Annotated in this window: 28 protein-coding genes; 19 read left to right on the top strand and 9 right to left on the bottom strand. The window is 60.8% G+C overall.

The genetic code is table 11. The features are described from left to right. The first annotated feature begins 289 nt into the window (after positions 1-289). The 4 genes from AC1DMY_RS10990 to AC1DMY_RS10975 all read left to right on the top strand — a co-directional run bounded on the left by AC1DMY_RS10990 (position 290) and on the right by AC1DMY_RS10975 (position 2,925). The gene (locus AC1DMY_RS10990) at positions 290-838 is read left to right on the top strand and encodes a DoxX family protein (protein WP_477164985.1); all 549 of its coding nucleotides are present in this window, start codon (positions 290-292) and stop codon (positions 836-838) included. 90 nt (positions 839-928) lie between these two features. Next, a complete protein-coding gene (locus tag AC1DMY_RS10985) occupies positions 929-1,510 on the top strand; it encodes a TMEM175 family protein (protein ID WP_477164984.1) in 582 nt (193 codons plus the stop codon). 407 nt (positions 1,511-1,917) lie between these two features. Then, a complete protein-coding gene (locus AC1DMY_RS10980; protein ID WP_477164983.1) occupies positions 1,918-2,160 on the top strand; it encodes a hypothetical protein in 243 nt (80 codons plus the stop codon). A 90-nt stretch (positions 2,161-2,250) separates the two neighbouring features. Further along, a complete protein-coding gene (locus tag AC1DMY_RS10975; protein ID WP_477164982.1) occupies positions 2,251-2,925 on the top strand; it encodes a hypothetical protein in 675 nt (224 codons plus the stop codon). A gap of 69 nt (positions 2,926-2,994) precedes the next feature. Here the strand turns inward: AC1DMY_RS10975 and AC1DMY_RS10970 are convergent, their stop codons facing one another. Then, positions 2,995-3,489: a YkgB family protein gene (locus AC1DMY_RS10970; protein ID WP_477164981.1), complete on the bottom strand. Its 495-nt coding sequence runs from the start codon at positions 3,487-3,489 to the stop codon at positions 2,995-2,997. 302 nt (positions 3,490-3,791) lie between these two features. Here AC1DMY_RS10970 and AC1DMY_RS10965 point away from each other — a divergent pair, with 302 nt between their 5' ends. Then, a complete protein-coding gene (locus tag AC1DMY_RS10965) occupies positions 3,792-4,757 on the top strand; it encodes an AraC family transcriptional regulator (RefSeq protein WP_477164980.1) in 966 nt (321 codons plus the stop codon). A gap of 197 nt (positions 4,758-4,954) precedes the next feature. After that, on the top strand, positions 4,955-5,917 hold the full coding sequence (locus AC1DMY_RS10960) for an alpha/beta hydrolase (protein ID WP_477165016.1): 963 nt from the start codon (positions 4,955-4,957) through the stop codon (positions 5,915-5,917). A 149-nt stretch (positions 5,918-6,066) separates the two neighbouring features. Here the strand turns inward: AC1DMY_RS10960 and AC1DMY_RS10955 are convergent, their stop codons facing one another. Beyond that, positions 6,067-6,456: a winged helix-turn-helix transcriptional regulator gene (locus AC1DMY_RS10955; protein ID WP_477164979.1), complete on the bottom strand. Its 390-nt coding sequence runs from the start codon at positions 6,454-6,456 to the stop codon at positions 6,067-6,069. Between the two features lie 83 nt (positions 6,457-6,539). Between AC1DMY_RS10955 and AC1DMY_RS10950 the strand changes: the two genes are divergently transcribed. Then, positions 6,540-7,682, top strand: a complete 1,143-nt coding sequence (locus AC1DMY_RS10950) for an alkene reductase (RefSeq protein ID WP_477164978.1) — start codon at positions 6,540-6,542, stop codon at positions 7,680-7,682. A 30-nt stretch (positions 7,683-7,712) separates the two neighbouring features. Here AC1DMY_RS10950 and AC1DMY_RS10945 read toward each other — a convergent pair whose 3' ends face one another. Next, on the bottom strand, positions 7,713-8,621 hold the full coding sequence (locus AC1DMY_RS10945; protein WP_477164977.1) for a LysR family transcriptional regulator: 909 nt from the start codon (positions 8,619-8,621) through the stop codon (positions 7,713-7,715). Between the two features lie 200 nt (positions 8,622-8,821). Here AC1DMY_RS10945 and AC1DMY_RS10940 point away from each other — a divergent pair, with 200 nt between their 5' ends. Together AC1DMY_RS10940 and AC1DMY_RS10935 are read left to right on the top strand one after the other, a co-directional pair. Beyond that, the gene (locus tag AC1DMY_RS10940) at positions 8,822-10,018 is read left to right on the top strand and encodes an MFS transporter (RefSeq protein WP_477164976.1); all 1,197 of its coding nucleotides are present in this window, start codon (positions 8,822-8,824) and stop codon (positions 10,016-10,018) included. 13 nt (positions 10,019-10,031) lie between these two features. Continuing rightward, a complete protein-coding gene (locus tag AC1DMY_RS10935; protein WP_477164975.1) occupies positions 10,032-10,550 on the top strand; it encodes a VOC family protein in 519 nt (172 codons plus the stop codon). Between the two features lie 36 nt (positions 10,551-10,586). Here the strand turns inward: AC1DMY_RS10935 and AC1DMY_RS10930 are convergent, their stop codons facing one another. Then, positions 10,587-11,474 carry a LysR family transcriptional regulator gene (locus AC1DMY_RS10930; RefSeq protein ID WP_477164974.1) on the bottom strand — a complete coding sequence of 296 codons (888 nt, stop codon included), beginning with the start codon at positions 11,472-11,474 and terminating at the stop codon, positions 10,587-10,589. A gap of 149 nt (positions 11,475-11,623) precedes the next feature. Here AC1DMY_RS10930 and AC1DMY_RS10925 point away from each other — a divergent pair, with 149 nt between their 5' ends. After that, complete coding sequence (locus AC1DMY_RS10925) at positions 11,624-12,052, top strand: ester cyclase (protein ID WP_477164973.1); 429 nt, start codon at positions 11,624-11,626, stop codon at positions 12,050-12,052. A 59-nt stretch (positions 12,053-12,111) separates the two neighbouring features. Then, positions 12,112-12,336, top strand: coding sequence for a DUF2798 domain-containing protein (locus AC1DMY_RS10920; protein WP_477164972.1), 225 nt, complete (start codon positions 12,112-12,114; stop codon positions 12,334-12,336). 75 nt (positions 12,337-12,411) lie between these two features. On the opposite strand, the gene AC1DMY_RS10915 is transcribed toward AC1DMY_RS10920, so the two are convergent. After that, a complete protein-coding gene (locus AC1DMY_RS10915; RefSeq protein ID WP_477164971.1) occupies positions 12,412-13,029 on the bottom strand; it encodes a TetR/AcrR family transcriptional regulator in 618 nt (205 codons plus the stop codon). 228 nt (positions 13,030-13,257) lie between these two features. Between AC1DMY_RS10915 and AC1DMY_RS10910 the strand changes: the two genes are divergently transcribed. The 5 genes from AC1DMY_RS10910 to AC1DMY_RS10890 all read left to right on the top strand — a co-directional run bounded on the left by AC1DMY_RS10910 (position 13,258) and on the right by AC1DMY_RS10890 (position 17,905). Then, positions 13,258-14,685 (top strand): amidase, encoded by a 1,428-nt coding sequence (locus AC1DMY_RS10910; RefSeq protein WP_477164970.1) that lies wholly within the window; start codon positions 13,258-13,260, stop codon positions 14,683-14,685. A 128-nt stretch (positions 14,686-14,813) separates the two neighbouring features. Next, positions 14,814-15,782 (top strand): SOS response-associated peptidase family protein, encoded by a 969-nt coding sequence (locus AC1DMY_RS10905; protein ID WP_477164969.1) that lies wholly within the window; start codon positions 14,814-14,816, stop codon positions 15,780-15,782. Positions 15,783-15,880: 98 nt separating this feature from the next. Then, positions 15,881-16,399 (top strand): arsenate reductase ArsC, encoded by a 519-nt coding sequence (locus tag AC1DMY_RS10900; RefSeq protein ID WP_477164968.1) that lies wholly within the window; start codon positions 15,881-15,883, stop codon positions 16,397-16,399. Further along, a complete protein-coding gene (arsB, locus tag AC1DMY_RS10895; protein WP_477164967.1) occupies positions 16,396-17,478 on the top strand; it encodes an ACR3 family arsenite efflux transporter in 1,083 nt (360 codons plus the stop codon). Before AC1DMY_RS10900 ends, arsB begins: the two co-directional genes overlap by 4 nt. A 67-nt stretch (positions 17,479-17,545) precedes the next feature. Continuing rightward, the gene (locus AC1DMY_RS10890) at positions 17,546-17,905 is read left to right on the top strand and encodes an ArsR/SmtB family transcription factor (RefSeq protein ID WP_477164966.1); all 360 of its coding nucleotides are present in this window, start codon (positions 17,546-17,548) and stop codon (positions 17,903-17,905) included. A 40-nt stretch (positions 17,906-17,945) separates the two neighbouring features. Here the strand turns inward: AC1DMY_RS10890 and chrA are convergent, their stop codons facing one another. Together chrA and AC1DMY_RS10880 are read right to left on the bottom strand one after the other, a co-directional pair. Beyond that, positions 17,946-19,178 (bottom strand): chromate efflux transporter, encoded by a 1,233-nt coding sequence (gene chrA / locus AC1DMY_RS10885; protein ID WP_477164965.1) that lies wholly within the window; start codon positions 19,176-19,178, stop codon positions 17,946-17,948. Between the two features lie 31 nt (positions 19,179-19,209). Further along, the gene (locus AC1DMY_RS10880) at positions 19,210-19,605 is read right to left on the bottom strand and encodes a MerR family transcriptional regulator (protein WP_477164964.1); all 396 of its coding nucleotides are present in this window, start codon (positions 19,603-19,605) and stop codon (positions 19,210-19,212) included. A 62-nt stretch (positions 19,606-19,667) separates the two neighbouring features. Between AC1DMY_RS10880 and AC1DMY_RS10875 the strand changes: the two genes are divergently transcribed. Both AC1DMY_RS10875 and AC1DMY_RS10870 read left to right on the top strand, forming a co-directional pair. Beyond that, the gene (locus AC1DMY_RS10875; protein ID WP_477164963.1) at positions 19,668-20,300 is read left to right on the top strand and encodes a cation efflux transmembrane domain-containing protein; all 633 of its coding nucleotides are present in this window, start codon (positions 19,668-19,670) and stop codon (positions 20,298-20,300) included. Positions 20,301-20,302: 2 nt separating this feature from the next. Beyond that, positions 20,303-20,524: a GDCCVxC domain-containing (seleno)protein gene (locus AC1DMY_RS10870; protein WP_477164962.1), complete on the top strand. Its 222-nt coding sequence runs from the start codon at positions 20,303-20,305 to the stop codon at positions 20,522-20,524. A 64-nt stretch (positions 20,525-20,588) separates the two neighbouring features. Here AC1DMY_RS10870 and AC1DMY_RS10865 read toward each other — a convergent pair whose 3' ends face one another. Then, positions 20,589-21,287 carry a response regulator gene (locus AC1DMY_RS10865; RefSeq protein WP_477164961.1) on the bottom strand — a complete coding sequence of 233 codons (699 nt, stop codon included), beginning with the start codon at positions 21,285-21,287 and terminating at the stop codon, positions 20,589-20,591. 275 nt (positions 21,288-21,562) lie between these two features. After that, a complete protein-coding gene (locus tag AC1DMY_RS10860) occupies positions 21,563-22,417 on the bottom strand; it encodes a hypothetical protein (RefSeq protein ID WP_477164960.1) in 855 nt (284 codons plus the stop codon). Between the two features lie 363 nt (positions 22,418-22,780). Between AC1DMY_RS10860 and AC1DMY_RS10855 the strand changes: the two genes are divergently transcribed. Next, positions 22,781-23,392, top strand: a complete 612-nt coding sequence (locus tag AC1DMY_RS10855) for a hypothetical protein (protein ID WP_477164959.1) — start codon at positions 22,781-22,783, stop codon at positions 23,390-23,392. The last annotated feature ends 53 nt before the right edge of the window (positions 23,393-23,445 follow it).

Below are 23,445 nucleotides of genomic sequence, written 5' to 3'. Positions count from 1 at the left end.
CCTGGTTGGAATGGAGGTCGTCATCCCCCGAAGCTTCCCGCAAACTGGCGACGTTCCAGCAGTTTCCCGGGCGAAGGCTTCTTTCGAAAGTGAAGAATTACGGCATTGAGTAGCGTAGTTTGAGGAGTCCGCAGGTCGCTGCCGAAAAAATGGTGTCGGGGGCAATTCCCAAGGCGAGCTACAAGTCGCGTCCGCCATTGATGATCTGGGCGTCTATCACCTTGTGCGACCGATTTATCAGGTGGCCGCCTTTCGTCCCTGCGGGTAACTCGTGGGGGCTCGGTGGCGAATGAACCATGGGGTCCCGATTGTCCTGCGGCAGACCCCTTGCATCGAGGAACCTGCTTTGACAGATATCACTAGTTTTCTGCGCAAATATTCCATGTCGCCACTGCCTGTTGCTGCGTCTTGGTATGCACTGCCGCTGCGACTCATCGTGGGGTTCGGCTTCATCGAGCACGGCTATGCCAAGTTGGCCCGAGGGCCGGAGGCTTTTATCGCGATTCTCCACGCGATTGGCATGCCTTTCGCCGAAGTGTTTGGCTGGGCGACCATTGCCATCGAAGTCGTTGGCGGCTTGCTTGTGCTCTGTGGTGCCTTCGTTCCTCTTGCCGCGCTGCCGATGGCTATTGTGTTATTGGTGGCCATCGTCACCGTTCACCTGCCCAATGGTTTCAGTTCGATCAAACTGATGTCCTACGATGCCGCTGGTGCGCATTTCGGTCAGCCGGGGTATGAAACCGATCTGCTCTACCTGGCGGGCCTGATTGCGTTGTGCATCGGCGGCGCCGGCCCATGCTCGGTCGACGGTTTTCTGCGCAGGCGGCGATCTCGCTGATCGCCTTGCCGATGGCCGAGTTGGCGGCAGGATATTGTCGGCTATGCCGAAGCGACTCGACCCGGTGGAGAGCGACGAGAGGAGACTGTCATGACTGTTCCAGATAAGAGTCCTGAAAGGCTGATGATCTTCTCCGATGGCGTATTCGCCATCATCATCACCATCCTGGTGCTCGAACTGCATCCGCCTCATGAGGCGTCGTTCGCAGCGCTGGGCAAGCTTTGGCCCTCAGGTGTCGCCTATGCGGTGAGCTATCTCTTTCTGGCGATCGTGTGGGTCAATCATCACCATGTGTGTCGATACGTCGCGGAGGCTTCGCGCTCGTTGGTGTGGACGAACTTTGCACACCTGTTCAGTGTGTCCTTCGTGCCCTTTACGACGGCGTGGATCGCCGAGTCAGGACTGGCGTCGGTTCCGGTATTGTTCTACGCCGTCGTATTCGCCCTGATCAATGCCACCTACGTGATGCTGTGCAGGGAGGCGATCGATCGGCAAGGTGCCCATAAGGTGACTGCCGCGGATCGGCGGGTGATGAAGATCCGATCACTGTCTACGCTGACCACGTTTGTAGCGGCCGCCGTGATCGCTCTCTGGCATCCCTTGGTCGCGATGGCCCTGATCTGTTGCTGCCTGATCATCTACTTGCGACCGGATGCGTCCAGTCGAACCTAGCGGCATGTATTGGTAAGCGGCAGAGACCGCCCGCTTGGGGCAGTCTCCGGATATTTCGGCGATAGGTGCCGATTCCTACGCGCTACCGTAGCCAAATCCTCCTCGTACGAATCCGGACCGTATTGAACCGCGATCACTTCGCGGCCGTCTGCTTGCAGCGCGGGAATCACCTTGCTGAAACATGAGCCATCAGCCCAGATGCCGCGACAAATTACGATGGATCGGGCGAGTCGATTTGTTTTGCAGATTGGGGCGCAATTTTTAGCGGTCGATCGCGCTGGAGCATCGCTCCAGGCAGGGTGCACAATAGCTCCCGGTGATTTGACAATCCGTCCACTCCAGACCCATGGTGGACGTCCCAAGTAATGGGTTTGCATGACTCCCATTCGTCCATTCGGAGCAAGACGATGACTCGCCAGGAACTCGCCGGAAGTTGGGCGTCCACTGCTTTATGTGCCTTTTCCGTGGCCGTGGCCGTCTTCTACAACGCGCGTGGCGGCATCGGCGTGTGGACAAACGTCATCATCGGGCTGCCGCTTTGCTTCTTCTTCGTGAGCGCGGTGCTGTATCGCCAGCACCAGGCCATTGATGAGCTGAAGAAAGAGGTCGCGCGCCTGCGCAAGAATGAGCGTGATGGCTTGGCTGACTGAGCGAGGCGCCATGTCTCGGCTTGCCGGCATGCGCCATTTGGCTCACGTTTTCTGGGATGAAGAGCGATGCATTCAAGGATAGGAGGTCCCGTGAAACACGTACTGATCGCTGGTGTCCTGGTGGCGACAAGTCTCTGCGCCAGGGCGCAAACCACGTTGCCTGCCGTCAAAGTCACGGCGCCGCCGTATTCATCCGAGTCTGGCGGCTATCTGATCTCTGGCGATTTCAAGGTCGATCCGCGCATGCCATCGGTGGTGTTTCCCGCGCAGCCGCTGGTAAAAGGCGACATCCTCAGCATCGAGCCGATCCACCTGCAGGACAATGAATACCTGATCGTGCAGGAGTGCGCATCGACGGATTGTCACGAGGCCTCGCTGGTCCGCTATTGGAACTCCAGCGACATCGGAGGAAACGATACGAGACATAACCGCGTATGGATCACGCATGAGAACAAGTACTTCATCTGGGTGAAGCGCTTGCCCGAAGTATCCGGCCAGAGTTGTGGCCAGGGCTGGTTCAAACACGATGCCACCACGACGAAATGCGGCAACCACTTCACCAGCTTCCAGCAGATCAGCCCTCCGCTGATGCTGATTCCCACCGGCGAATTGGCGGCCTATCACAAAGATGTCCTTGAAAAAGCCGTCCAGACCGATCCTCTGCAAGTGCTAAATCAGACGCATGAGGGTTCCACGTATGTGGTGACCTATGACGGCGGCGCCACGGTGCGCGTGCGCCGCATGCATGCCGCGCAAACCAATTAACAGGTTCCATGCAAAAAGGGAGGCTTGATGGCCTCCCGATCTGCGTGACGCAATCCTGGGCTGGCTGCATCAAGCCTCGCGTGGAAGGTTCGATGCGCGGATCACGTCTTCCCTGAGAAGATAGACCGAGACCACCAGCAAAACGAGGTCTTTCAAAAGGAAGGCTGCATTCATCGCCATCGCGGGAAACCCGCCGGCGCCAGCATCCCAGCCATCGGGCACGAACGGAAGAATCGTCAGCGTGGAGATGAAGGTGGCGATGGAGCCCAGTGCGCCCAGTACGCCCAGCTTCTTGTGCCAGAAGCCCAGCAACAGCAGCGAACCGAAAGTCCACTCGGCGGTGCCGAGGAGGATGGCCGTGCCGTGAATACCCAACACCGGGATCGTCCAGAAAATGAGCGGTCCGTGCGTGATCAGCGGCGCCAGTGCCGTGATCTCGGACTGGAACCATTTGTCATATCCGAACCACGCGAAGATCACGACCATCGCCGCGCGAAGCAGGTGGTAGTCGAGGTCTTTCTTCAGCAGGCCGGATTTGGCGAGAAGCTGGAGGAGGGCGTTCATGGTTTTTTCCTTCGTGCGATGGGTTGGTAGATGTCGCGTCGTACGAATCGGGCCACGAAGGCGGCGTCACATCCGCTCGGGTTGATCTCTGCGACGAACCTACTTTACGAAGGAGCTGTGAGCTTATTAATATCAAATAGTCTTGTTAGTATGCTCAAAAGTATCATTTTCGGGCAGCCTCGCCTCGGTCGTCCGCTGGGGCGAGCTGACCGCGGCAAATCGCTTCGATTCGCGAGCAAGCTCAATCGCACCGTCAGTGCGGCGAGCTCTGGCGCACTCAAACGTATCCACGGAGGTTGGCCATGTCTTCACCGCTCGATTGGCTGAGCCGATTGCTGGAAATGACGCCGGTGCGCGGGCAGCTTGATCTGCGCTGCCAATACGGAGCGCCGTGGCGTATTGACCAGGGGGCTTTCGCAAACGGCGAGATGGCCTACCACATCGTGCTGAGTGGCTCGGCCTCATTGGAGGATCCTGATGGCGGGAGCCCGGAAGTGCTGGAAGCGGGCGACATCCTGCTCTTGGCCAACGGTGAAGCGCATAGCTTGAATGATGGCGGCGGCGCGCGTGCCAAGCCAGCCACGAAACGTGTCGCAGCCAACCTCGTGTTCAGTCAGAACGCGGGCAAGGGCAATCGCTTGGACATGCTGTGCGGACGTTTTGTGCTGTCGCCGCCACATGCGCGGCTCTTGCGCCGCTATCTTCCGGCGCGGCTCGTCGTGCGCACCAGTGTCGCCACGGCAACATCGGCCGACCAGGAAAGCGGAGCGGCGCTGCACAGCCTGATGTCGCTCATGCAGGCGGAGAGCGCTGCCGATTTCCTGGGCGGACGCGCCATGCTCGACGCGTTGTCGACGGCCTTGTTTGCGCTGACTCTGCGGTTTGCCAGCGGGTCGAGCGAAGCTCCCGCCGGATTGCTGGCTTTGGCCGGATACCCGCGCCTTGCCCCGGCGCTGGATGCCATGTTTCACCATCCCGGCCATTCGTGGACGCTTCCGCTCCTTGCACAGAAGTGCAACATGTCGCGAGCGACCTTCGTCCGGCTGTTCCAGGAAAAGCTCGGCATGTCCGCCAGCGATCTACTGACCGACATCCGGATGACGCTGTCGGCGAATGAGCTGCGAACGACGGCGGTCTCCACCGGAGCGATCGCGGAAGCCGTGGGATACCAGTCCGAAGCCGCCTTCCAGCGGGCCTTCAAATTGCACATGGGCATGACCCCGGCGCGCTGGCGAAAGCAGGCCGGAGCGGCGGAAAGCAACGTCTAGCCAATCGGTGATCGCGATGGCGAGACTGTTGTCCGCCAGTGGCGTATCCGGTCAGCGAATCGCCAGAACTATGCAATACGCACGCCCCAGCGGCCGCGCACGCTGCACCGTCTGCGGCGGCGTTTGACGCCCCGCGTTCCATCCACGACACATGGACTGAAAGGTGGGGCGATATGTTCAAGCATGCATGGATAGGCCTGACGGCCGCGCTGTGGCTCTGCGCGGGTACGGCGTTGGCGACCACCGGTAGCCCCGACCTGTTGAATCGGCAGGTGCGGCCCTGGCAACCGGAACCGCCGGCCGAACAGCTGCCGTTGTGGCCGGACGGCCTGAAGATTGCGCCGCCTTCCATGCCGGGTGAAGAGGACGTCGGCACCAGTACGCAACCCCTCGCCGGCCTGCCGGTGACCGTCGTCGGGCACGTGTCGCGTCCGACCATGACCATCTATCCGGCCAAAGGGAAAAACACTGGCGCGGCTGTGGTGGTGTTTCCGGGCGGTGGCTATCGCGTCCTTGCGATCGATCTGGAAGGCACCGAGATCTGCGACTGGCTCACCTCGCGCGGCATCACCTGCGTGCTACTGAAATACCGCGTGCCGGGCTCCGGCCCGTACTACAACGACGAGTGCAACTGTGCGAAGAAGCCCGCCGTGCCCATGGCCCTGCAGGATGCGCAGCGCGCCATCGCCCTGCTGCGCCAGCGCGCGGTCAGTCTTGGTGTGGACCCGCACAAGGTCGGCGTCATCGGCTTCTCCGCCGGCGGTCGCATGGTGGCCGACGTGAGCAATCACCCTGCGCTCAGTTACAAACCGGTCGATGACGCGGACAAGCAGAGCGTGCGCGCCGATTTCGCCATGGCGCTCTATCCAGGCCATCTGTGGAACGGCAAGAGCATCACGCTGAGGCCCGACGTGAAGATCGATGCTCATTGTCCGCCGACGTTCATCGTGCAGGCCGGCAATGATCCCGTCGACGATGTGCGCCAATCGGTGACTTATTACGTCGCGCTCCAGCAGGCCGGCATTCCGGCGGAAATGCACCTGTACGCCGAAGGCGGCCATGCTTTTGGCGTGCGGCCCACACCGAAACCGATCACCCGTTGGACCGCGCTGGCAGAGGCATGGATGGCCAACCTCGGGGTTATTCCGGCCAGGCCGTAGGATGCCGGTCAATGCTGTCGCCACGCCAAGGGCGGAAGTAGCTTCGCCTTCAACCGGTGTGTTGGCGAGGCAAGAAGGTCCCGTGGCATTGTGCTGCTGGATCTTCGCTGGTCAGCGGCGCGAGTGTCCTGACCGTGGTTCCTGCGAATTCATTTCTTTACCTTCCGTGTGATCGGGCGGACCACGGCTTCGCAGGGCAGCAGGCGGTTGGTGTCGCCCAGCTCTTCAGCATGATGTTCACCCCACTGCTGCAATTGCACGATCAGTGGTTCGAGGCTCATGCCCAGCGGCGTCAGTCCATAGTCGACGCAACGTGTGTCATCGGCGCCTACCTTGCGATAGACCAGGCCGTGTTCTTCCAGTGCGCGCAACTGCTGGATCAGCACCTTCTGAGTCAGCGAGGGGATTTGCTTTTCCAGTTCGCAGGTGCGCTTGGGACCGCTCAACAGCACGTGGATGATGACGGCTTTCCAGCGTCCGGAGATGACGCCGAGCGCGCGCTCGATGGGTAATCCGGGAAGGCGTTTGAGGATGCTCATGATGCCCACCAATGGGTGTGTAGATGGCGCAATTCAAGCGGTCTAACGTACGCGCATTCGATCTTCTTCTCGAGGAACCGCTGATGACTACGTTGTTCGAAAGCCACGCGCTGGGCGATCAGATTGTGCTGAGAAACCGCGCCGTGATGGCGCCGATGACCCGGACCCGGACGTCACCGGGCGATGTGCCCAACGCCTTGATGGCGACTTATTACGGCCAGCGGGCGGGTGCGGGCTTGATCATCTCTGAGGCAACCGACGTATCCCTGCACACGAAAGGATACGCGTGGACGCCGGGCATTTACACGGAAGAGCAGGTGCAGGGATGGCGCCTGGTCACCGACGACGTCCACCGGCATGGCGGGACCATTTTCCTCCAGACATGGCATGTCGGCCGCCTGGCGCATACCTCGATGTTGCCTCATGGCGAGGCGCCCTGGGGCGCGACCGCCGAGCGCGCGAGCGAGTCGGATGTGTTTATCCACGATGCCAGCGGCAGGCTCAGTTTCCTTCGCGCCAGTACGCCGCGCCAGATCGAGACCGCCGAGGCCGCGGTGGTGATGGAGGAGTTTGCCACGGCGTTCAGCAACGCGTTGCACGCGGGGTTCGATGGCGTGGAGATCCATGGCGCCAACGGGTATCTGTTCGATCAGTTCATGAATTCGGTGTTGAATACGCGCACTGATCAGTATGGCGGCCAATCTCCGCAGAATCGCACCCGGCTGCTCCTCGAGGTAGTGGACGCCGCGATACGTATTCTTGGCGCGGGCAGGGTGGGCGTGCGGCTATCGCCTTTCGGCCGATACGGCAGCATGCCGGCTGATCCGCGGGTCGAAGAAACGCTGCTGTATCTGTGCGGCGAGCTGAGCCGCCGCGGCATTGCCTACCTGCACTTCGTTTACCAATTGATGCCCTCGGGTAACGCCCAGGATGGCAACTTTGATCAGCCACACCTCAGTGATGCACTGATGTGCAAGGTGCGGGAGAGCTTCAAAGGCAGCCTGATCTGGTGCGGCGGATTTGACGGAGTGACGGCGCAGACCGCACTGGATAGCGGCCTGGTGGATCTGATTGCGTTTGGCCGTCCCTACATCGCGAACCCGGATCTGGTCGAGCGCTTCAGGCATGACTGGCCGTTGGCTGAAGCCGCGCGGTCGGACTTTTACACGCGTGATGGCGAGAAAGGTTATACCGATTTTCCCAGCTGCAAAGCGGCCGCGGGATGACCGCGTTCGCGCGAGAGGCGCCTGCTGCCCCTAATCGATGCGCAGCGAGGCAGTAAGCAGCTTTAGGATCGAATCGACCTTGGGCAGCAACTGACGGCTGCGCGGCCACACGAGGTGGAGCGGGAGACCTTCCACTTCAAGTTGCGGAAGAATCTTCACCAGCGTGCCTTCCTGCAGTTCATCCCTCACCAGCCAGGTGGCCAGCTGCGCAATGCCGCAGCCGGCCTTGGCGGCGCTGACCACCGCCTCGCCACTACCGAGTGCCATGTTCGCGTCCACCGTCCATTGTTCGGTCGGGCCGGCCTCCTGCGCGATCAGCCAGGGAATGGTGCTGCCATCGGCTCGGCCGTAGACGACGGCATCGTGCTGACTGAGCTCCGCTGCCGACTGTGGCGTTCCATGCTGTTGGAGATATGCGGGCGAGGCGCAAAGGCTCAGTCGTTCGGCGCCGAGGTATCGATGGCCCAAAGCTTCAGGCCAGATATTCGCGCCGCCGATCCGCACGGCCACATCGATCCCTTCGTCGACGATATCCACAAAGCGATCCGTGAACGAAAGATGGGGGCGAAGGTTGGGGTGCTGCGCGAAGAACGGCAACAGCAGCGGCAACACTTTCATGCGCCCGAATGCAGCAGGCACATCCAGGCGCAGATGACCGACAGGCTCCACCCGTTGCGCGGCGAGTACCGACTCTGTTTCCGCGAGGTCCGTGAGCACACGCGCACAGGTGCGGTAGTACGCGGCGCCCGCATCGGTGAGGGACAGTGTTCGCGTGGAACGTTCGAACAACCGTACGCCCAGTCGCGCTTCCAGTCGCGCCACGCTTTTGCCGACCGCTGAATTGGTCAGGTTCAAGCGCTCGGCCGCCGCGGTAAAGCTGCCGAAGTCCGCCGTGAAGACGAAAGCCTCAAGGCCTTTGAGTCGTTCTGAGGGAGTCATGCGGCGCTCACATTATGGATATCAATTCCAGAATATATGGAAATAATACCTTAATAGAGATGGCCTATCCGCAATAAGCTAGTCAGACCCACTAGCCATTCGCGAACACCTTCATGTCTTCCTTGTCGACAGCGCCGCCGAGCGCCCAACCATCCGGCCGCGGCGCGGGTCCCACGGCCATTCTGGCGGTGGCCGCCTTCGTGATCGTCACGACCGAGTTTCTGATCGTTGGATTGCTGCCTGCCCTGGCGCGTGAACTGCGCATTTCGATTTCTGCCGCCGGGCAACTGGTGACGCTTTTTGCGTTCACCGTGATGCTGTTCGGTCCATTGTTGACGGGGTTGCTGTCGCACGTCGAACGCAAGCGCCTCTTCGTGATCATCCTGCTGATCTTTGCCGGGTCCAATGCGCTGGCTGCGGTGGCGCCGAATATTTGGGTGTTGGCGTTGGCGCGATTCATCGCTGCGCTCTTGCTCCCGGTGTTCTGGGGAACGGCTAGCGAGACTGCCGGGCAACTAGCGGGTCCGCTACATGCTGGACGCGCGGTGTCGATGGTGTATCTGGGCATCTCGGCGGCGCTGCTGTTTGGCATTCCGCTGGGTACGCTGGCCGCACACGCCTTTGGGTGGCGCATCGCCTTTTGGCTATTGGCCGGGCTCTCGCTGCTGATGGCCCTGTTGATTGCGGCCGTCATGCCAACGCTGGAACGTCCGCGACGCATGCGGCTCATCGAGCAGGCGCGGATTCTTGAAGACCCACGATTTGTCGCCCATGTCGGTCTGTCGGTGCTGATTTTCACGGCGATGTTCACTGCCTATACCTATCTTGCGGACACGCTGGAAACCCTGGTCGGTGTCGCGCCTGCGCAGGTCGGGTGGTGGCTGATGGGGTTTGGCGCGATCGGCCTGATCGGAAACTGGCTCGGCGGCCGCGCCGTCGATCGCAGCCCGCTTGGAGCAACGGCTTTTTTCGTGGTGATGCTGGGTATCGGCATGGCAGCCAGCGTGTCTCTGGCCGGCGTCCATGGTTGGTTTGAGATTCCATTCGTGTTTTGGGGCGTCGCCTACACCGCCTTGTTTCCGATCTGCCAGGTGCGTGTCATGCGAGTGGCCTCACACGCTCAGGCGTTGGCGGGCACGCTCAATGTTTCTGCCGCCAACGCAGGTATCGGCCTGGGCGCCATGATCGGAGGCCTGGTGATTGCGCATAGGGGCCTGGCTGCCGTGGGCTACCTGGCAACAGCGATCGCGCTTTTGGCGGCGTTGACCATCCCTCTCATCGGTCGACTTGGAAAAACTCGAACGCTGGAAGTTGGCGACTCATCGCTTGGCGGACCTTTCCTGCCAACGACTTCGGAGTCCGCTGGCAATCATCAAAAGGTCGTTGCATCGAAATAACGCGGAGAAAGACATGAGCATTCCTGGCATCAAGAAAGTTGATCACGTCGGTTTTACCGTGCCCGACCTTGACGAGGCGGTGTCGTTCTTTCGCGATCATTTCGGTTTCGAAGTCGCCTATGAATACGGCCCCTTTGCGTCGAACGACGACTGGATGGCAGTGCATCTCAACGTCGCCCCCGATGCGGCCATCGACAAGATTGTGATGATGACTGCCGGCAGTACGAATCTGGAGATCTTCGCTTATGCCGCGACCGAAACCCAGAACAAGACCCCGCCGCGAAACTCCGATATCGGCGGCCACCACCTGGCGTTCTATGTCGATGACATGGAGAGGGCAGTGGCATACCTGCACCAGATCGGCGTTACCGTCCAGGGCGAACCGACCGTGATGACGGAAGGGCCATCGGCCGGCGAAACCTGGGTTTATTTCCTTAGCCCTTGGGGCATGCAGCTTGAACTGGTTTCCTACCCGAACGGGAAGGCCTATCAGTGGGCGAAGGACGCATCACTCCGGCATCGCAAAGCGTAGACCCGGCCCAGGCGCCGTCCGATCACTACGAAGTCGTTATTTGCTGGCTCGCTTGGCTGCGCCCTCAGTCAATGCTTCGATCAGCAGAGAGGTCAATGTCTCGACGATATGGCGCGTCTCTGGCGATTCGCCAAGCACGGACACTTCGACCGTGGGCAGGGCTGGCCAATGACGGGATGGCGTGATCGTTTTCATGCCTTCCTGCACGAGCGATTTGCTCAGCACCGTCACGCCTAAACCTCCCAGCACCGCCGCTCGTACGCCACTGAAACTGCCGACTGTGCAGGCCGCAGTCCATTCGCGTCCCGCCGATTCCAGCGCTTCGATCATGGTCTCGCGATAGACGCAAGGCGGCTTCATCATCACCAGTTGCGCGGGAGCCTTCGGATCCATGCGGAATCCCGCATGGGTAGCCCAGACCAGGGGCTCGCGCCAGATCACGCGTCCTCGTCGCAATGCTCCGCTCTTCGACGTCCTGGCGATGACAAGGTCCAGTTGCTGCGCTTCATGGGCCGCGAGCAATTGCTGGCTCGAGCCTGTGGTCAGATCGAGGGCGGTATCGGGATAGCGGCGGCGAAATCCGGCGAGTACGTGAGGCAACTGTGTCTGCAGCAGGTTTTCCGAAATGCCGAGCCTGAGTACCGAGGCCTTCGGCGGGTGGGTTACTTCCTGCATGAATGCCTGGTAGTGATCGAGCAGGCGTCTGCCCGCAACCAGCACGCGTTCGCCATCCTTGGTCAGATGCAGTGAACGGCTTGTCCTTTCAAACAGGCGCATCTGAAGCGCGTCCTCCAGCCGAAGCACCTTTTGACTAACCGCCGATTGCGTGCGGCCGATGATTTCCGCGGCGGCCGTAAAGCTGCCCTGGTCGGCCACTACGACGAAAGCCTTCAGTAGATCGAGATCGATTTCGGACGCGTTCATGAATAAGAAATATTGCTAGATGATAAAAATATTATTCGTTTTACTTCTTGACGACAAGGACAGACACTGCCCTCCGTACGGCGCCTGGCATCTTAAGTTCGACGGGCGCCAACAACTCATGGCTGGCGAATACGCAGGAGACAGATCCCATGGCCGAGATGCATGCTGTTCAAATCGTCGAGCGATTCTGGCGCGAAGTGTGGCAGGCCAAGAATCCTGATGCGGCGGATCACCTCGTGGCCGAAGACTTTGGCGTCACTTCTGGCGGCGTTCTGATTGAACCGCGCGTTGCCTTCAAGACATGGGTGAGGGCATTCCTGCGATCCATCAACGACTTCAACTTCGAAATTGTCGAGATGTTTTCCAATGGCGCGGGAGATCGAGTCGTTACGCGCTGGGTCGTTACCGGCAGGAACAATGGCTTCATGGGATTGGAGCCTTGTCAGACGCCGATTCGCATGACGGGAACCGCAGTCATTCACGTGCGGAAAGATGGGTTGCTCCAGCACAACTGGGTAGAGCGCAATGCGCTGGAAGTCCAGCGCCGCCTGGCAGACGTGCGGCGAGAGGATCAGTGAGACGATCGGCCCATGCTGTGCGAGGCGACTTCGTACCTTCGCATCGGCGGGCTATCCAGATGCGCAAGCTTCCAAAAAAATACTCCCACTATGTCTTTGGCGTGATCCAGTCCGGAATCACCTGTTCGATTGCGGCCGGCATCGCCTGCGCACCCTTCGTATCCAGCGGGACTTTTCTACCCCATTGGATCCATGCCTATCTCTATTCATGGGCCATCATGTTGCCGCTGGTCGTGTTGGTGGCACCCGTCATCCGGAAGTTGGCGGGTGCGATCACCGAATGATGGGTGCCGCCGGGACGCCGTGAAGACAGGCGGCAACCACGAGGTGAGGCCATGCCTTGCGGGCAAGGGGAGCTCTTACAATGGCAGGAGTCCAGCCGCCTGGTAGTTCTTGATCAGGGCATCAAAGAGCTTGATATCGGAGCGACCGCGCGCCATCAGCTGCGCGCCCGCTACGGCGGCGAATATCGCATGGGCTCGCTTCTTGGCATCCTTGCTGCCCACGATGCCCGCCGCGACCAGCGTCTTGCCGAGCCACGCGACATTGACGTCGGTGAAGGTCTCGACCTCTTTTTTCACCGTGTCGGGCAGATCGTCGAACTCGGCGGTCATGAAGCTGCATAGACAAATGCGATTGTCGTTCTCCAGCGACTTTCGGAACGTTCCAGGAAATCGCCGCAAGCGATCGGCCGGATCGGGAATCTTGGAAGACAGCACTTCCAGCACGGCGGCCGCATCTTCCCAGTAGCGTTTGGCAACCGCGGCTGCGAGGTCGGCCTTGCTGGGGAAGTGGTGATAGAGGCTGGCCGCCTTGATGCCGACTTCTTCTGCAAGCGCACGCAGGTTCAGTCCGCCGTAGCCATGCGCCTGCGCAATCTTTGTCGCCACCTCCAGGATCTTGTCTCTGGAATTTGTGCTTGCCGGACTATCCACGAATCTATCCTCGATGAGTTGTGCTGCGCGGACATCGCGCAAGTTCAATGCCGTTGTTCACGTGGCGGTGCCGACGCGTCGCATGAGTCCTGGTCTCGCTCCTCACGATCCATTCTCTCAAGCGTCGGCGCCGAGGCCAAACCGGTTGCCGCGAAAAAGTGGTTGACGGGATCTTAGTATGATGCTTATCCTTCAACCTAACAAGCGTTAGGTAGGCAGACAGCCTGGGCTTGTTACCCCCCCCCTGTCAAACACGTCGAGATTCCCCTTATGAGCAACGAACTGATCTACCAAGATGCCACCAAGCTCGCCGAGCTGATCCGCACCATGGAGGTTTCACCCGTCGAGGTCATGCAAGCGCACATTGACCGCATCGACCAAACCAATCCCAAGATCAATGCCATCGTCGCGATGGCGGACGACGCGCTGAAGGCCGCGAAGGAGGCTGAGGCGGCCGTTCTGGCGGGCGACAAGCTCGGGCCGCTGCATGGCGTTCCGTTCACCGCGAAGGACTCCTTCGATACGGCCGGCGTGCTCACCCAATTGGGCTCTCCCATCTTCAAGGGCCGCATTCCCGACACTGACGCCACCGCGGTCGCACGCATGAAGATGGCGGGCGGCATTCTTCTGGCCAAGACCAATCTCCCCGAATTCTCCTACTGGATCGAGAGCGACAATTTGCTCTCGGGCCGCACGCTGAATCCGTGGAATCTTGATCGCACTCCCGGTGGATCAAGCGGTGGCGAGTCGGCGGCGATCGCAGCGGGCATGTCGCCCATCGGTCTTGCAACGGACGTCGCTATCTCTGTGCGCGGCCCGGCCGCGCTGACCGGCGTCATCGGTCTCAAGGCTACCCATGGCCGAATCCCGATGACTGGCGTCTGGCCGCGCGTGCCGCGCCGCTTCTGGCACGCAGGCCCGATGGCCCGCTCGGTTCGCGATGTCGCACTCGCTTATGCGCTGCTGGCGGGTCCGGATGGCGCTGACGGATTTTCGACGAGCCCATTCAGTCTCGATGCCGGCGTTGGGCCCGTGCCCAACCGTCGGGTCCGCGTCGGCTGGCTCGTGGAGCCCGGCTTTGGTGCGATCGACAACGACGTCGCGGCAACGGTCAAGGCGGCGGCCGAGGCGCTGAAGAGTGCAGGCGTCATCGTGGAAGAGGTGCGCATCCCCGTGCTGGAGCAAATCAATGCGCTCGAACTCCTGTGGAAGCTCCAGGCGATGGAGACCAAACCCGCCTTCAGGAAGGCGACGGCCGGGCACGAAGAGCTGATCTACAAGCACGTCCAGGGCGTCTTCGACACGCCCGACACGTCGATCGAAGATTTCGTCATTGCCGAACAACAGATCGAGGCGATGCGTGATGGTTTCGCTCAGTACTTCGCTCACTACGATGCGCTGCTTTGCCCGGTGACACCGGTGCCGGCGCATGCCCACGATGCGGCGGAGTTCGTCATCAACGGCCAGACGGTCTCTTCCTTGCATGTGATGGATGCGACCGCTCCCCTGAGCGTTACCGGGCTGCCGGGCATGTCGCTGCGCTTTGGCACGAGCAGGGATGGCCTGCCGATCGGCGTGCAGCTGGTGGCGCCTTGGTTTGCTGAATCCACGATTCTGCACCTGGGAGCGCTGCTGGAAATCCTCAGCCCGGTCCGCGACCTTCACCCCAGCCTGGCCAATATGGGCGTCGTGTCGTAATACCGATCCGTTCGTCCTTGGCGGCACCGATTGGGCCGAGCCAGCGATGGCTCGGCCCGACCGTCACAAAGGCCATGGCGACTGCGCCTTGACGTGCTGCACCACACGGCAGTTGTAAGCTCCAGGCCATGTGCTACTCAGCGCAAATCGAAGCCGACTACGACAAGTTCGTTCGGGAGTTCGGTGCCGTCATCAGCCTGAAGCGCTTCGTCGAGCTGTTCTGGGAGAAGCGCAAGGACGGGGGCTGGAACAAAATCCCCAGGGCCATGCGCGAGCCGTTTCGAAGGCCGCGAGGCGAGGAGGGGTTTGAACTGGCCAAGATCGTCGCTGAGGGCGACAGGGAGTGGGTCGAGAAGCTGCAGGCGGAGCTGACGCTGCAGACCGAGCGACTGCTCAATGCCGAGGCCATTCTTGCCGGCCCTAAGCCCACCAAGAAGGCTGCCGAAGATCAGCGCATCGCCAGCAACAAGATCAAGGCCGCACGCCGCAATCTGGAAGACCTTGAACGCAAAGAACTGCTCGACAAGGATTCGCTCATCTATCCCGGCGGCTATGCCCCGGTGATGGTGGAGCGCGACGGCCAGCGCATTGTTGTACCCATGCGCTACCAGTGCCGCCTGCCGGGCTGGAGCGATGCGATCGAACGCAAATTCCCGGGCACTTACAACGCGCGCCGCGACAAGCTCGAAGAATCGTGGAGCAAGTTGTTCGGCTATCGCCACTGCATCATGATCGTGACCCGCTTTTATGAAAGCGTCGCGCGACACAAGATGGAGGGCAGGGAGCTGGCGCCGGGCGAGAAGGAGGAGAGCGTCAAGCTCGAGTTCGATCCGCAGCCGCCGCAGGAAATGCTGGTGGCCTGCCTATGGAATATCTCGCCGGGCGCGGATCACGGCATCGACTTGTTCTCGTTCGCTGCCATCACCGATGAGCCGCCGCCCGAAGTGGCCGCCGCCGGCCATGACCGCTGCATCATTCCCATCAAGCCTGAGCACATCGATGCCTGGCTCAACCCCGACCCGAATAACCTCGAGGCGCTTTACGCGATCCTGGACGATCGGGCGCGGCCGTATTACGCGCACAGGATTGCGGCGTAAGTCGCCTTATGGCGTGCTTTGGCACAAGTTGCGTTCATGTAACGATTCTATCATTATGGAAATATAGAATCGTAACCGTCATCCGGATTCAGGACGTCATGTACCCCTGCCGCGTTCTTTTCATTTGTACGGGCAACTCGGCCCGCAGCATTCTGTCCGAAGCCACTCTCAATCACCTTGGCAAAGGCCGGTTTGAGGCGTATAGCGCCGGCAGCAAGCCGACTGGCCAGGTCAATCCCTATGCGCTGGAGGAGTTGGCGACGGCGGGCATTCCCATCGACGGGCTGAGCAGCAAGTCGTGGGATCGATTCGTCGGCGAGGGCGCGCCGCCGCTGGATATCGTGATCACCGTGTGCGACAGCGCGGCGAACGAGCCGTGTCCGGTACTGTTTGGCGACTTCGTGCGCTCGCACTGGGGGCTACCCGACCCGGCTGCGGTCAAGGGCAGTCCCGTTGCCATCAACGATGCTTTCCGCAAGGCGCACATGCTGATCACCTATCGACTCATGGCGCTGTTGAGCCTGAATGTCGAGACGATGAGCCCGGAAGACCTCAAATGGGCGCTCGATGGTATCGGCGCGCTGACCGGTGAAGACGACAGCGAGGATGTCGCATGAACGAGACGGCGACCGCCTTGGATGCCGCGCCGCCATCGGAGCCGGCCCGCATCGGTTTCTTTGAGCGCTATCTGACCTTGTGGGTGGCACTGTGCATCGTGGCCGGCACTTTGCTTGGCCATGCGTTGCCCGGCACGTTCGAAGGGCTGGGGCGGATGGAAGTCGCCAAGGTCAACCTGCCGGTAGCGGGCCTGATCTGGCTGATGATCATCCCCATGCTGCTGAAGATCGACTTCGGCGCGATGGGCGGCGTGCGTCGCCAATGGAAGGGCATCGGCGTCACGCTCTTCATCAACTGGGCCGTCAAGCCGTTCTCGATGGCTTTGCTGGGCTGGATCTTCATTCGCCACGTATTCGCGGCATGGCTGCCCGCGGATCAGCTCGACTCTTATGTAGCCGGTCTCATTCTGCTGGCCGCAGCGCCGTGCACGGCGATGGTTTTCGTGTGGAGCAACCTGTGCGGCGGCGAGCCCAATTTCACCTTGAGCCAGGTCGCGGTGAACGACGCCATCATGGTGGTCGCATTCGCGCCCATCGTGGGACTGCTGCTCGGCATCTCGGCAATCACCGTGCCGTGGGACACGCTGATGCTCTCGGTAGTGCTGTATATCGTCGTGCCGGTGTTGATTAGCATTGTCCTGCGCCGCGTCATGTGGGCTCATGGCGGGCAGGGTGCGCTTGAGCGACTGTTGGCCCGGCTGGGGCCGATCTCGCTGGCTGCCTTGCTGCTGACCTTGGTATTGCTGTTTGGCTTTCAGGGGCAGCAGATTCTCGCGCAGCCACTGATCATCGCGATGCTTGCGGTGCCGATTCTGATCCAGGTGTATTTCAACTCCGGTCTTGCGTACCTGCTCAATCGGAAGCTCGGTGTGCCGCACTGTGTTGCCGCACCATCGGCGCTGATTGGAGCGAGCAATTTCTTTGAGTTGGCTGTGGCCACGGCGGTCGGCTTGTTCGGTGTGCACTCGGGGGCCGCGTTGGCCACCGTGGTAGGCGTTCTGATCGAAGTGCCAGTCATGCTTTCGGTGGTTCGCATCGTGACGGTGAGCAAGCACTGGTATGAGGCGCCCACGGCCTGAGCATCCGGCGACTCCGACATTTTCCTCTTACACTAAGAAGGTCCCTGGCCTAAGTTTTCGATCCCTCATGCAGACCAAACAAGCCATCGCCGTCCTCTCTGCGCTCGCCCAAGAGTCGCGCTTGGCTGTGTATCGCCTGCTCGTGGAGCATGCGCCCGATGGTCTGGCAGCAAGCGCGATCGCCGAACGGTTGGGGCTGGCCAATGCCACACTCTCGTTTCACTTGAAAGAGCTCGTCCATGCGGGACTGATCGCGAGCCGACAGGATGGGCGATTTATCTACTACTCGCCGATGATGGCGGTCATGAACGACCTGGTGGGTTTTCTCACCGAGAATTGCTGTAGTGCGACGGGGCAGTCGTGCGCGCGCCCGCCTGCGGCGAAAGCCACTGGCAGCAACGCGCGACCCCGGAAGCGCACTGCATAAAGCGTCGATCGTTGGTGTCGGCTGCGCTGGATCGGCTCGTTCAAGCCCACAGCGTTCGTAGCACGGATGCCGCGACGCACCAGGCGACCACTCCAAGGGGCGACCATCGCGCCGCTACCAGCAGCGCAAAAGCGATCAAGGCAATCGCGAAGTCTCTGGCATCGCGCACCGCACTCACCCATACCGGGTTGTACAGCGCAGCAGCCAACAGGCCGACCACGGCGGCGTTCACGCCGGCGAGCATGCGCGCCGCTTGATCGCGCGCAGCGAGCGCCCGCCAAAAAGGCAAGCTGCCCGACACCACCAATAATCCGGGGAGGAAGATTGCCAGCAAACTGACCGCGGCTCCGAATGCGCCGCCGTCACCGCCGTGCAGTCGTTCCCCCAGGAAGGCCGACAGCGTGAACATGGGGCCGGGCACGGCCTGCGCAGCACCGTATCCGGCCAGGAACGTATCGTTGCCGACCCATCCTGGCTCCACCACGGCCTGCTTCAAGAGCGGCAGCACGACATGCCCGCCGCCAAACACCAAGGCTCCGGTTCGATAGAACGCTCCGGCCACCTGCCCAAGTGGCGGCAAGCCGGGTGCAACGATCAAAGCGACGAGGAGCAAGGCCGCATAAGCGCAAAGCAAGGTCGCGCCGAAACGGCGACCGTATCGCAACGAGAACGTTGCCCCTTGTCGTGCCTTCACGCCTCGGCATAGCCAGGGTCCTAGCGCTGCACCGCCGGCCACTACCAGCAACTGCATCGCCGAACTGGCGCTCATGGCGATCAAGGCGGCAGCGAGCGCGGCCATCAACGCGCGGGGACGGTCCGGCGTGAGAGTCCGTGCCATGCCAAGGACGCCTTGCGCAACGACCGCCACCGCCACCAGCTTGAGGCCATGAATTACGCTCTGCCCGAGCGGGCTGGCAAGGCGGTCGCTCCATGCGGCGAATGCGAACAGCAACAGTGCCGATGGCAAGGTGAAGGCGATGAAGGCGGCGATCGCACCCAGCCAGCCGGCACGCAACATCCCCAGCGAGAATCCCAATTGACTGCTCGCCGGTCCCGGCAGAAATTGGCACAACGCCAAGAGCTGACCGAAATGTTCTTCGTCGAGCCAGCGCCGTCGTTCGACAAACTCTCTGCGAAAGTAACCCAGGTGCGCGACCGGTCCGCCAAATGATGTCAGGCCAAGCTTGAGGAAGGCGGCGCCGACTTCCAGCGGCGTGCCATGGCCGGTGACGCGCAAGTCGTCCCGTGAAGCGGGAGATAATTTCAGCGTCATACGCGGGTGAGCAAGGTCGTCACGTCCTGGATCACGCCGCCGTCCCAGATAGGCCGCGCAGTATCGTGCACGTCTCGCGAGTGTCCTTATGGCAGGTGTCGATCATGCGGTGCAGCTCCTTGGCGAGTGTCGCCAACTCCCTCTGTTTGGCTTCGACTTGTGCGAGGTGGCTGCGGGCGAGGGCATCGACGTCGCGGCACGACAGGGTCGACTCGGATGCGAGAGTCAACAGACTTTTGATTTCATCCAGATGAAAGCCCAGGGCCCGGCTGCGCACGATGAAGTGCAGTCGCTCGACGTCGGTCTCAGCGTATTGGCGATAGCCGGCGATCGAACGATCAGGCTCCGGTAGCAGGCCAATGCGCTCGTAGTACCGCACCGTCTCGAGGTGACAACCCGTGCGTTTGGCCAGATCGCTGATGCGCATGGCTTGACTCCGTAGCAGCTACGGACTTTAGCCTAGGCCATTGTCCCAGGGAGCACTAGTCCATGGCGTGCTGCGACTGCGAATCCACCGGAACAGCGCTTGCCCGATCGGCAGCGCAGCGCTGCATCCTGTGGATCGTGCTGGCCATCAATGTAGCGATCTTTCTGGGTGAGTTCGGAGCAGGCTTCTGGGCCGAGTCGACTGCCTTGCAGGGCGATTCGTTGGATAGCCTGGGCGATGCCCTGGTCTACGGGCTGAGCCTGATCGTGCTGGGACGTTCGCTGCGTGCCCGTGCCGCTGCTGCTCTGGCCAAGGGTGGCGTCCAGCTCGCTTTCGCGGTCGCGGTGCTTGCGGAAGTCGTGCGCAAACTGATCGCCGGTGCCGAGCCCATACCAACAGTCATGGCCATCGCGGCGGGAGCGGCGCTCATGGCCAATGCGACGTGCCTGTTGCTGCTGACGCGGTTTCGTGGCGACGATGTCAATATGCGCTCGGTCTGGCTGTGTTCGCGTAACGACGTGATTGGCAACGCCGGTGTCCTGTTGACGACTGCCCTGATCGCCTGGACCGGCTGGGCATGGCTGGACCTGGTATTTGGCGCACTGCTGGCGCTGCTGTTTGTGCGAGCCGGCATTGACGTGCTGACGTCGGCGTGGCCACAGTTCCACTCGCGGCCGCTCTCACGCGAGTCATAATCATGCATTCCAAGCAGACACTCGTCTTGCAAAGCACGGTGACATGCCCGTTGTGCGGACATCGCGCCATGGAGACGATGCCCACCGACTATTGCTGGTTTTTCTACGACTGCCCCGGTTGTGGTGAGGTAGTGCGCCCCAGGGCGGGCGACTGTTGCGTTTTCTGTTCCTACGGGACGGTGCCTTGTCCACCGAAGCAGCAGGAGGGTTCCTGCTGCCATTGAGCCGATGCACTTGGTTCGGTGCTATCGGTTCCGGGCTGCGCGGGGTTGCATGCCGCCACCGTGTTCAACTCAATGCAGGGTCCAGTGACACCTCCGTCATGCGTCTGGCCATCCCTTGCCGCACGAGACCTTGCTTTTCGGCCTCACGAATCAGGGCAATACTGTTATGAACGCCAAACAGGCGTAGCAACGCCTGCCTATGGCTTTCCACCGTGCGGGGCGAGATGCCCAGCGAAGAAGCGATCTCCGACGTTCGGAAACCATCGGCGACGCAATTGATGATTTGCCCCTGTCGACGCGAAAGCCGGTGGGTGGGTGGCGGCGCGAGCATGATGGCGGTCAGGGCGCTTGGGCTCAGGTACTGATAGCCGTGTACTACCGCTTCGACAGCTCTGCAAAGTTCATCGCTGGCCAATTGCTTGATGACATAGCCATTGCAGCCAGAAAGCAGCGCCTCGCGCGTGATGGCTGGCTCGCCGTGCGCCGAAAGAACAATGAAGGGCACGGTGGATCCTCTCTCACGCAATTGCTGCAAAGCCTGCAATCCACTGAGCAGGGGCAATGTGATATCGGAAACGACGAGATCGATGGCGCCTGTAAGGACGCGCTTGACCAGGGAGATACCGTCGTGCGTGATCTCGAAAGATCCCATCGCCGGAGCCAATAAGCCGGCTATCTCCTCAGCGATGCCCTGGTCCGCATCCGCCAGTAGCACGCGCAACGGCGGCTTGTCGCTCGTCTGGAATGAAGTGTTCTCTGTCATGGTGGCATACCTCCCTGCTACAGCCTCAATGAACGAGGAGTTCAAGCAAACACCGAGCCTTGCAAATGGAGCCTGTCAGTCTGGCGGGGGAGTGTTCGACACAGCCCTCGCGCGGAGAAATTCAGCCGTACTGTTCGCCCATTGCTTGGCGCTCGTTAATCGTTGTCGCGTTCCATTCCCCAGGCCTCGCCCTCGAGGTCGATCAGACACCGCAGCATCGACGCATCCGTGGCTGTCGGCGAGCTTGCCAGGGGAAATCCTGGCCATCCCGGATCTCAGAAGTGCCAGGTGTAATTGAAACTTGGCCCGCTGATTCTTGCCTCCTTGAGGAACTTGTCGCTGCCGCCTTGCTCATATTTGATATCGCGGTAGCTCACCGCGATGTCACCCCAGTGAAATGCGTAGCCCACGCCAATGTTCAATTGGTACGTATTGTCGGAGTCGCCCGTGCCCACGTCGGCGTAGTACGGGAAGTACCAACCCGAGTCCGCGAACGGCGTCCAGCGACCGCGCACGCCGATAATCGCGTTACCAGCATGTGTCTGATTGTGGAGGTGACCGCTGCCTTGCAGGATCAAGGCATCCTGATTGTTGACCACGTTGAGGTTCCAGCTGATGTTGCCTTTCAACCACACGTAGCGCGCACCGAAGAGCAGGTCTGCATAACCAAGCGTGCCGTGCGTCATCGTGTACAGCCCGGCCAGGGTAATCAGGCCACCCTTCATTCCCCAGCGCGTATCCAGGCCGGCGTCGGCGCCGAAGCGTTCGCCGCCTACCGAGGTGAAGCGACCTTTCTCGTTGGAGAATTTGATCCAGTCGATGTCGCCGAACATGCCCCAGTTCCCCTTGCGGATATCGCCTTCGAGTAGCAGGGCACCGCTGAGGCTGCTCAAGGGATCACTCTTGTTTTTGACGGTGACGTCAGGGCCGCTGGGCAGCTGGTATCGAGTTTCTCCAGACACGCCAGGAAGCCAGCCATACGGCGTGATGCTGCCGTGCCAATTTCCATCCCAATAGTCTTCCGACTGCGCGAACGCAGGCGTCGCAAAACCAGCGGCCGCAGTCGACGCAATCAGGAAAAAGGGTACGAGCGTGGCGCGAGCAAAAAGAGAATCGGAACGGCCACTCATGATGACCCCTCACTGCACCAGTCGACAAAATATATTGGCGCAATTAATTGGCAATGCCCAGCAAAAACTTGCAGGTCTTAAGGCGTACGTAGATCTACGCGCTAATTAGATCGTGCGCAATTAGCAAACTCTCGCGTGTGCATTTCTTTGTCCTGGGTATTTTTACAGAGAAATAATCGGTAATTAGCCACTGGAGTTATCGGCGGTGGCGACGCATGCTTGTAAGAGCCTATGCGCGGTTCAGACGTGGGCAGGGGCGAGGTGTTGCACGATTAGCTGAGAATGACGGCATGAAAGCGATCCCGGGGAGGGCGCTTTCATGGCGCACACGCTTCCACTCGTCGCCGACAGAGGGATGGTTATATGAAGACCTTTGAGCTTACTCGTTGCTTGCTGCTAGCTGTCGTTGCCGCCGGCGCGCCCGTGCTGTCAGTCCATGCGCAGAGCTCGACGCAGGCGCCGCCGGTGACGGCGACGGCACACGAGCTGGCCAATGAAACGGAAACCGTCACGGCCACGGTGAAGCAGATCGATTATCAAAACCGGCTGATCACCCTTCGAACGACTGACGGCAAGGAAGACACGGTCGAGGTTGGACCGGCGGCCACGAGGTTCGATCAGATCAAGGTTGGCGACAAGATCACCATGACGTACCAACACGCCGTTGCGCTTGAGTTGCTCCCTGCGGGCAGCGCACAAGCGGGCACCGAGGTAGAGGGCGACATTACCCGGGACGAGAAAAGCAACAAGCCCGGCGGCACCGCCGAGCACGCGGTGACGGTGACCGCGAAACTCACGGCAGTCGACCTCAAGAAGCACACGGTCACGTTGACCGGAGCTGATGGCAAAACGCGTGTCATCGAGGTCAAGGATCCGTCGCGGCAGGCTCGACTGTCCAAGCTCAAGGTCGGCGACATGGTGCGCATCACCTACGCTGAGGCCTTGGCCGTCACCGTTACGCCGCAGGGAAAGTGAGCGGACGGGAGAGCGGGGCGATGGGAGAAAGTGATCACCTCCGCGATCGATTC

The sequence above is a fragment of the Dyella sp. 01L423 genome, assembly GCF_056399945.1.
The sequence above is the reverse complement of the archived record's forward strand: the minus strand, read 5'-3'. Positions and strand labels throughout refer to the sequence as shown.

Bases quoted from the DNA above. Each gene is read 5' to 3' on its own strand.
- AC1DMY_RS10990 (WP_477164985.1), top strand. From the start codon at position 290: ATGAACCATGGGGTCCCGATTGTCCTGCGGCAGACCCCTTGCATCGAG.
- AC1DMY_RS10985 (WP_477164984.1), top strand. From the start codon at position 929: ATGACTGTTCCAGATAAGAGTCCTGAAAGGCTGATGATCTTCTCCGAT.
- AC1DMY_RS10980 (WP_477164983.1), top strand. From the start codon at position 1,918: ATGACTCGCCAGGAACTCGCCGGAAGTTGGGCGTCCACTGCTTTATGT.
- AC1DMY_RS10970 (WP_477164981.1), bottom strand. From the start codon at position 3,489: ATGAACGCCCTCCTCCAGCTTCTCGCCAAATCCGGCCTGCTGAAGAAA.
- AC1DMY_RS10965 (WP_477164980.1), top strand. From the start codon at position 3,792: ATGTCTTCACCGCTCGATTGGCTGAGCCGATTGCTGGAAATGACGCCG.
- AC1DMY_RS10955 (WP_477164979.1), bottom strand. From the start codon at position 6,456: ATGAGCATCCTCAAACGCCTTCCCGGATTACCCATCGAGCGCGCGCTC.
- AC1DMY_RS10950 (WP_477164978.1), top strand. From the start codon at position 6,540: ATGACTACGTTGTTCGAAAGCCACGCGCTGGGCGATCAGATTGTGCTG.
- AC1DMY_RS10945 (WP_477164977.1), bottom strand. From the start codon at position 8,621: ATGACTCCCTCAGAACGACTCAAAGGCCTTGAGGCTTTCGTCTTCACG.
- AC1DMY_RS10935 (WP_477164975.1), top strand. From the start codon at position 10,032: ATGAGCATTCCTGGCATCAAGAAAGTTGATCACGTCGGTTTTACCGTG.
- AC1DMY_RS10930 (WP_477164974.1), bottom strand. From the start codon at position 11,474: ATGAACGCGTCCGAAATCGATCTCGATCTACTGAAGGCTTTCGTCGTA.
- AC1DMY_RS10925 (WP_477164973.1), top strand. From the start codon at position 11,624: ATGGCCGAGATGCATGCTGTTCAAATCGTCGAGCGATTCTGGCGCGAA.
- AC1DMY_RS10920 (WP_477164972.1), top strand. From the start codon at position 12,112: ATGCGCAAGCTTCCAAAAAAATACTCCCACTATGTCTTTGGCGTGATC.
- AC1DMY_RS10910 (WP_477164970.1), top strand. From the start codon at position 13,258: ATGAGCAACGAACTGATCTACCAAGATGCCACCAAGCTCGCCGAGCTG.
- AC1DMY_RS10905 (WP_477164969.1), top strand. From the start codon at position 14,814: ATGTGCTACTCAGCGCAAATCGAAGCCGACTACGACAAGTTCGTTCGG.
- AC1DMY_RS10900 (WP_477164968.1), top strand. From the start codon at position 15,881: ATGTACCCCTGCCGCGTTCTTTTCATTTGTACGGGCAACTCGGCCCGC.
- arsB (WP_477164967.1), top strand. From the start codon at position 16,396: ATGAACGAGACGGCGACCGCCTTGGATGCCGCGCCGCCATCGGAGCCG.
- AC1DMY_RS10890 (WP_477164966.1), top strand. From the start codon at position 17,546: ATGCAGACCAAACAAGCCATCGCCGTCCTCTCTGCGCTCGCCCAAGAG.
- chrA (WP_477164965.1), bottom strand. From the start codon at position 19,178: ATGACGCTGAAATTATCTCCCGCTTCACGGGACGACTTGCGCGTCACC.
- AC1DMY_RS10880 (WP_477164964.1), bottom strand. From the start codon at position 19,605: ATGCGCATCAGCGATCTGGCCAAACGCACGGGTTGTCACCTCGAGACG.
- AC1DMY_RS10875 (WP_477164963.1), top strand. From the start codon at position 19,668: ATGGCGTGCTGCGACTGCGAATCCACCGGAACAGCGCTTGCCCGATCG.
- AC1DMY_RS10870 (WP_477164962.1), top strand. From the start codon at position 20,303: ATGCATTCCAAGCAGACACTCGTCTTGCAAAGCACGGTGACATGCCCG.
- AC1DMY_RS10865 (WP_477164961.1), bottom strand. From the start codon at position 21,287: ATGACAGAGAACACTTCATTCCAGACGAGCGACAAGCCGCCGTTGCGC.
- AC1DMY_RS10860 (WP_477164960.1), bottom strand. From the start codon at position 22,417: ATGAGTGGCCGTTCCGATTCTCTTTTTGCTCGCGCCACGCTCGTACCC.
- AC1DMY_RS10855 (WP_477164959.1), top strand. From the start codon at position 22,781: ATGAAGACCTTTGAGCTTACTCGTTGCTTGCTGCTAGCTGTCGTTGCC.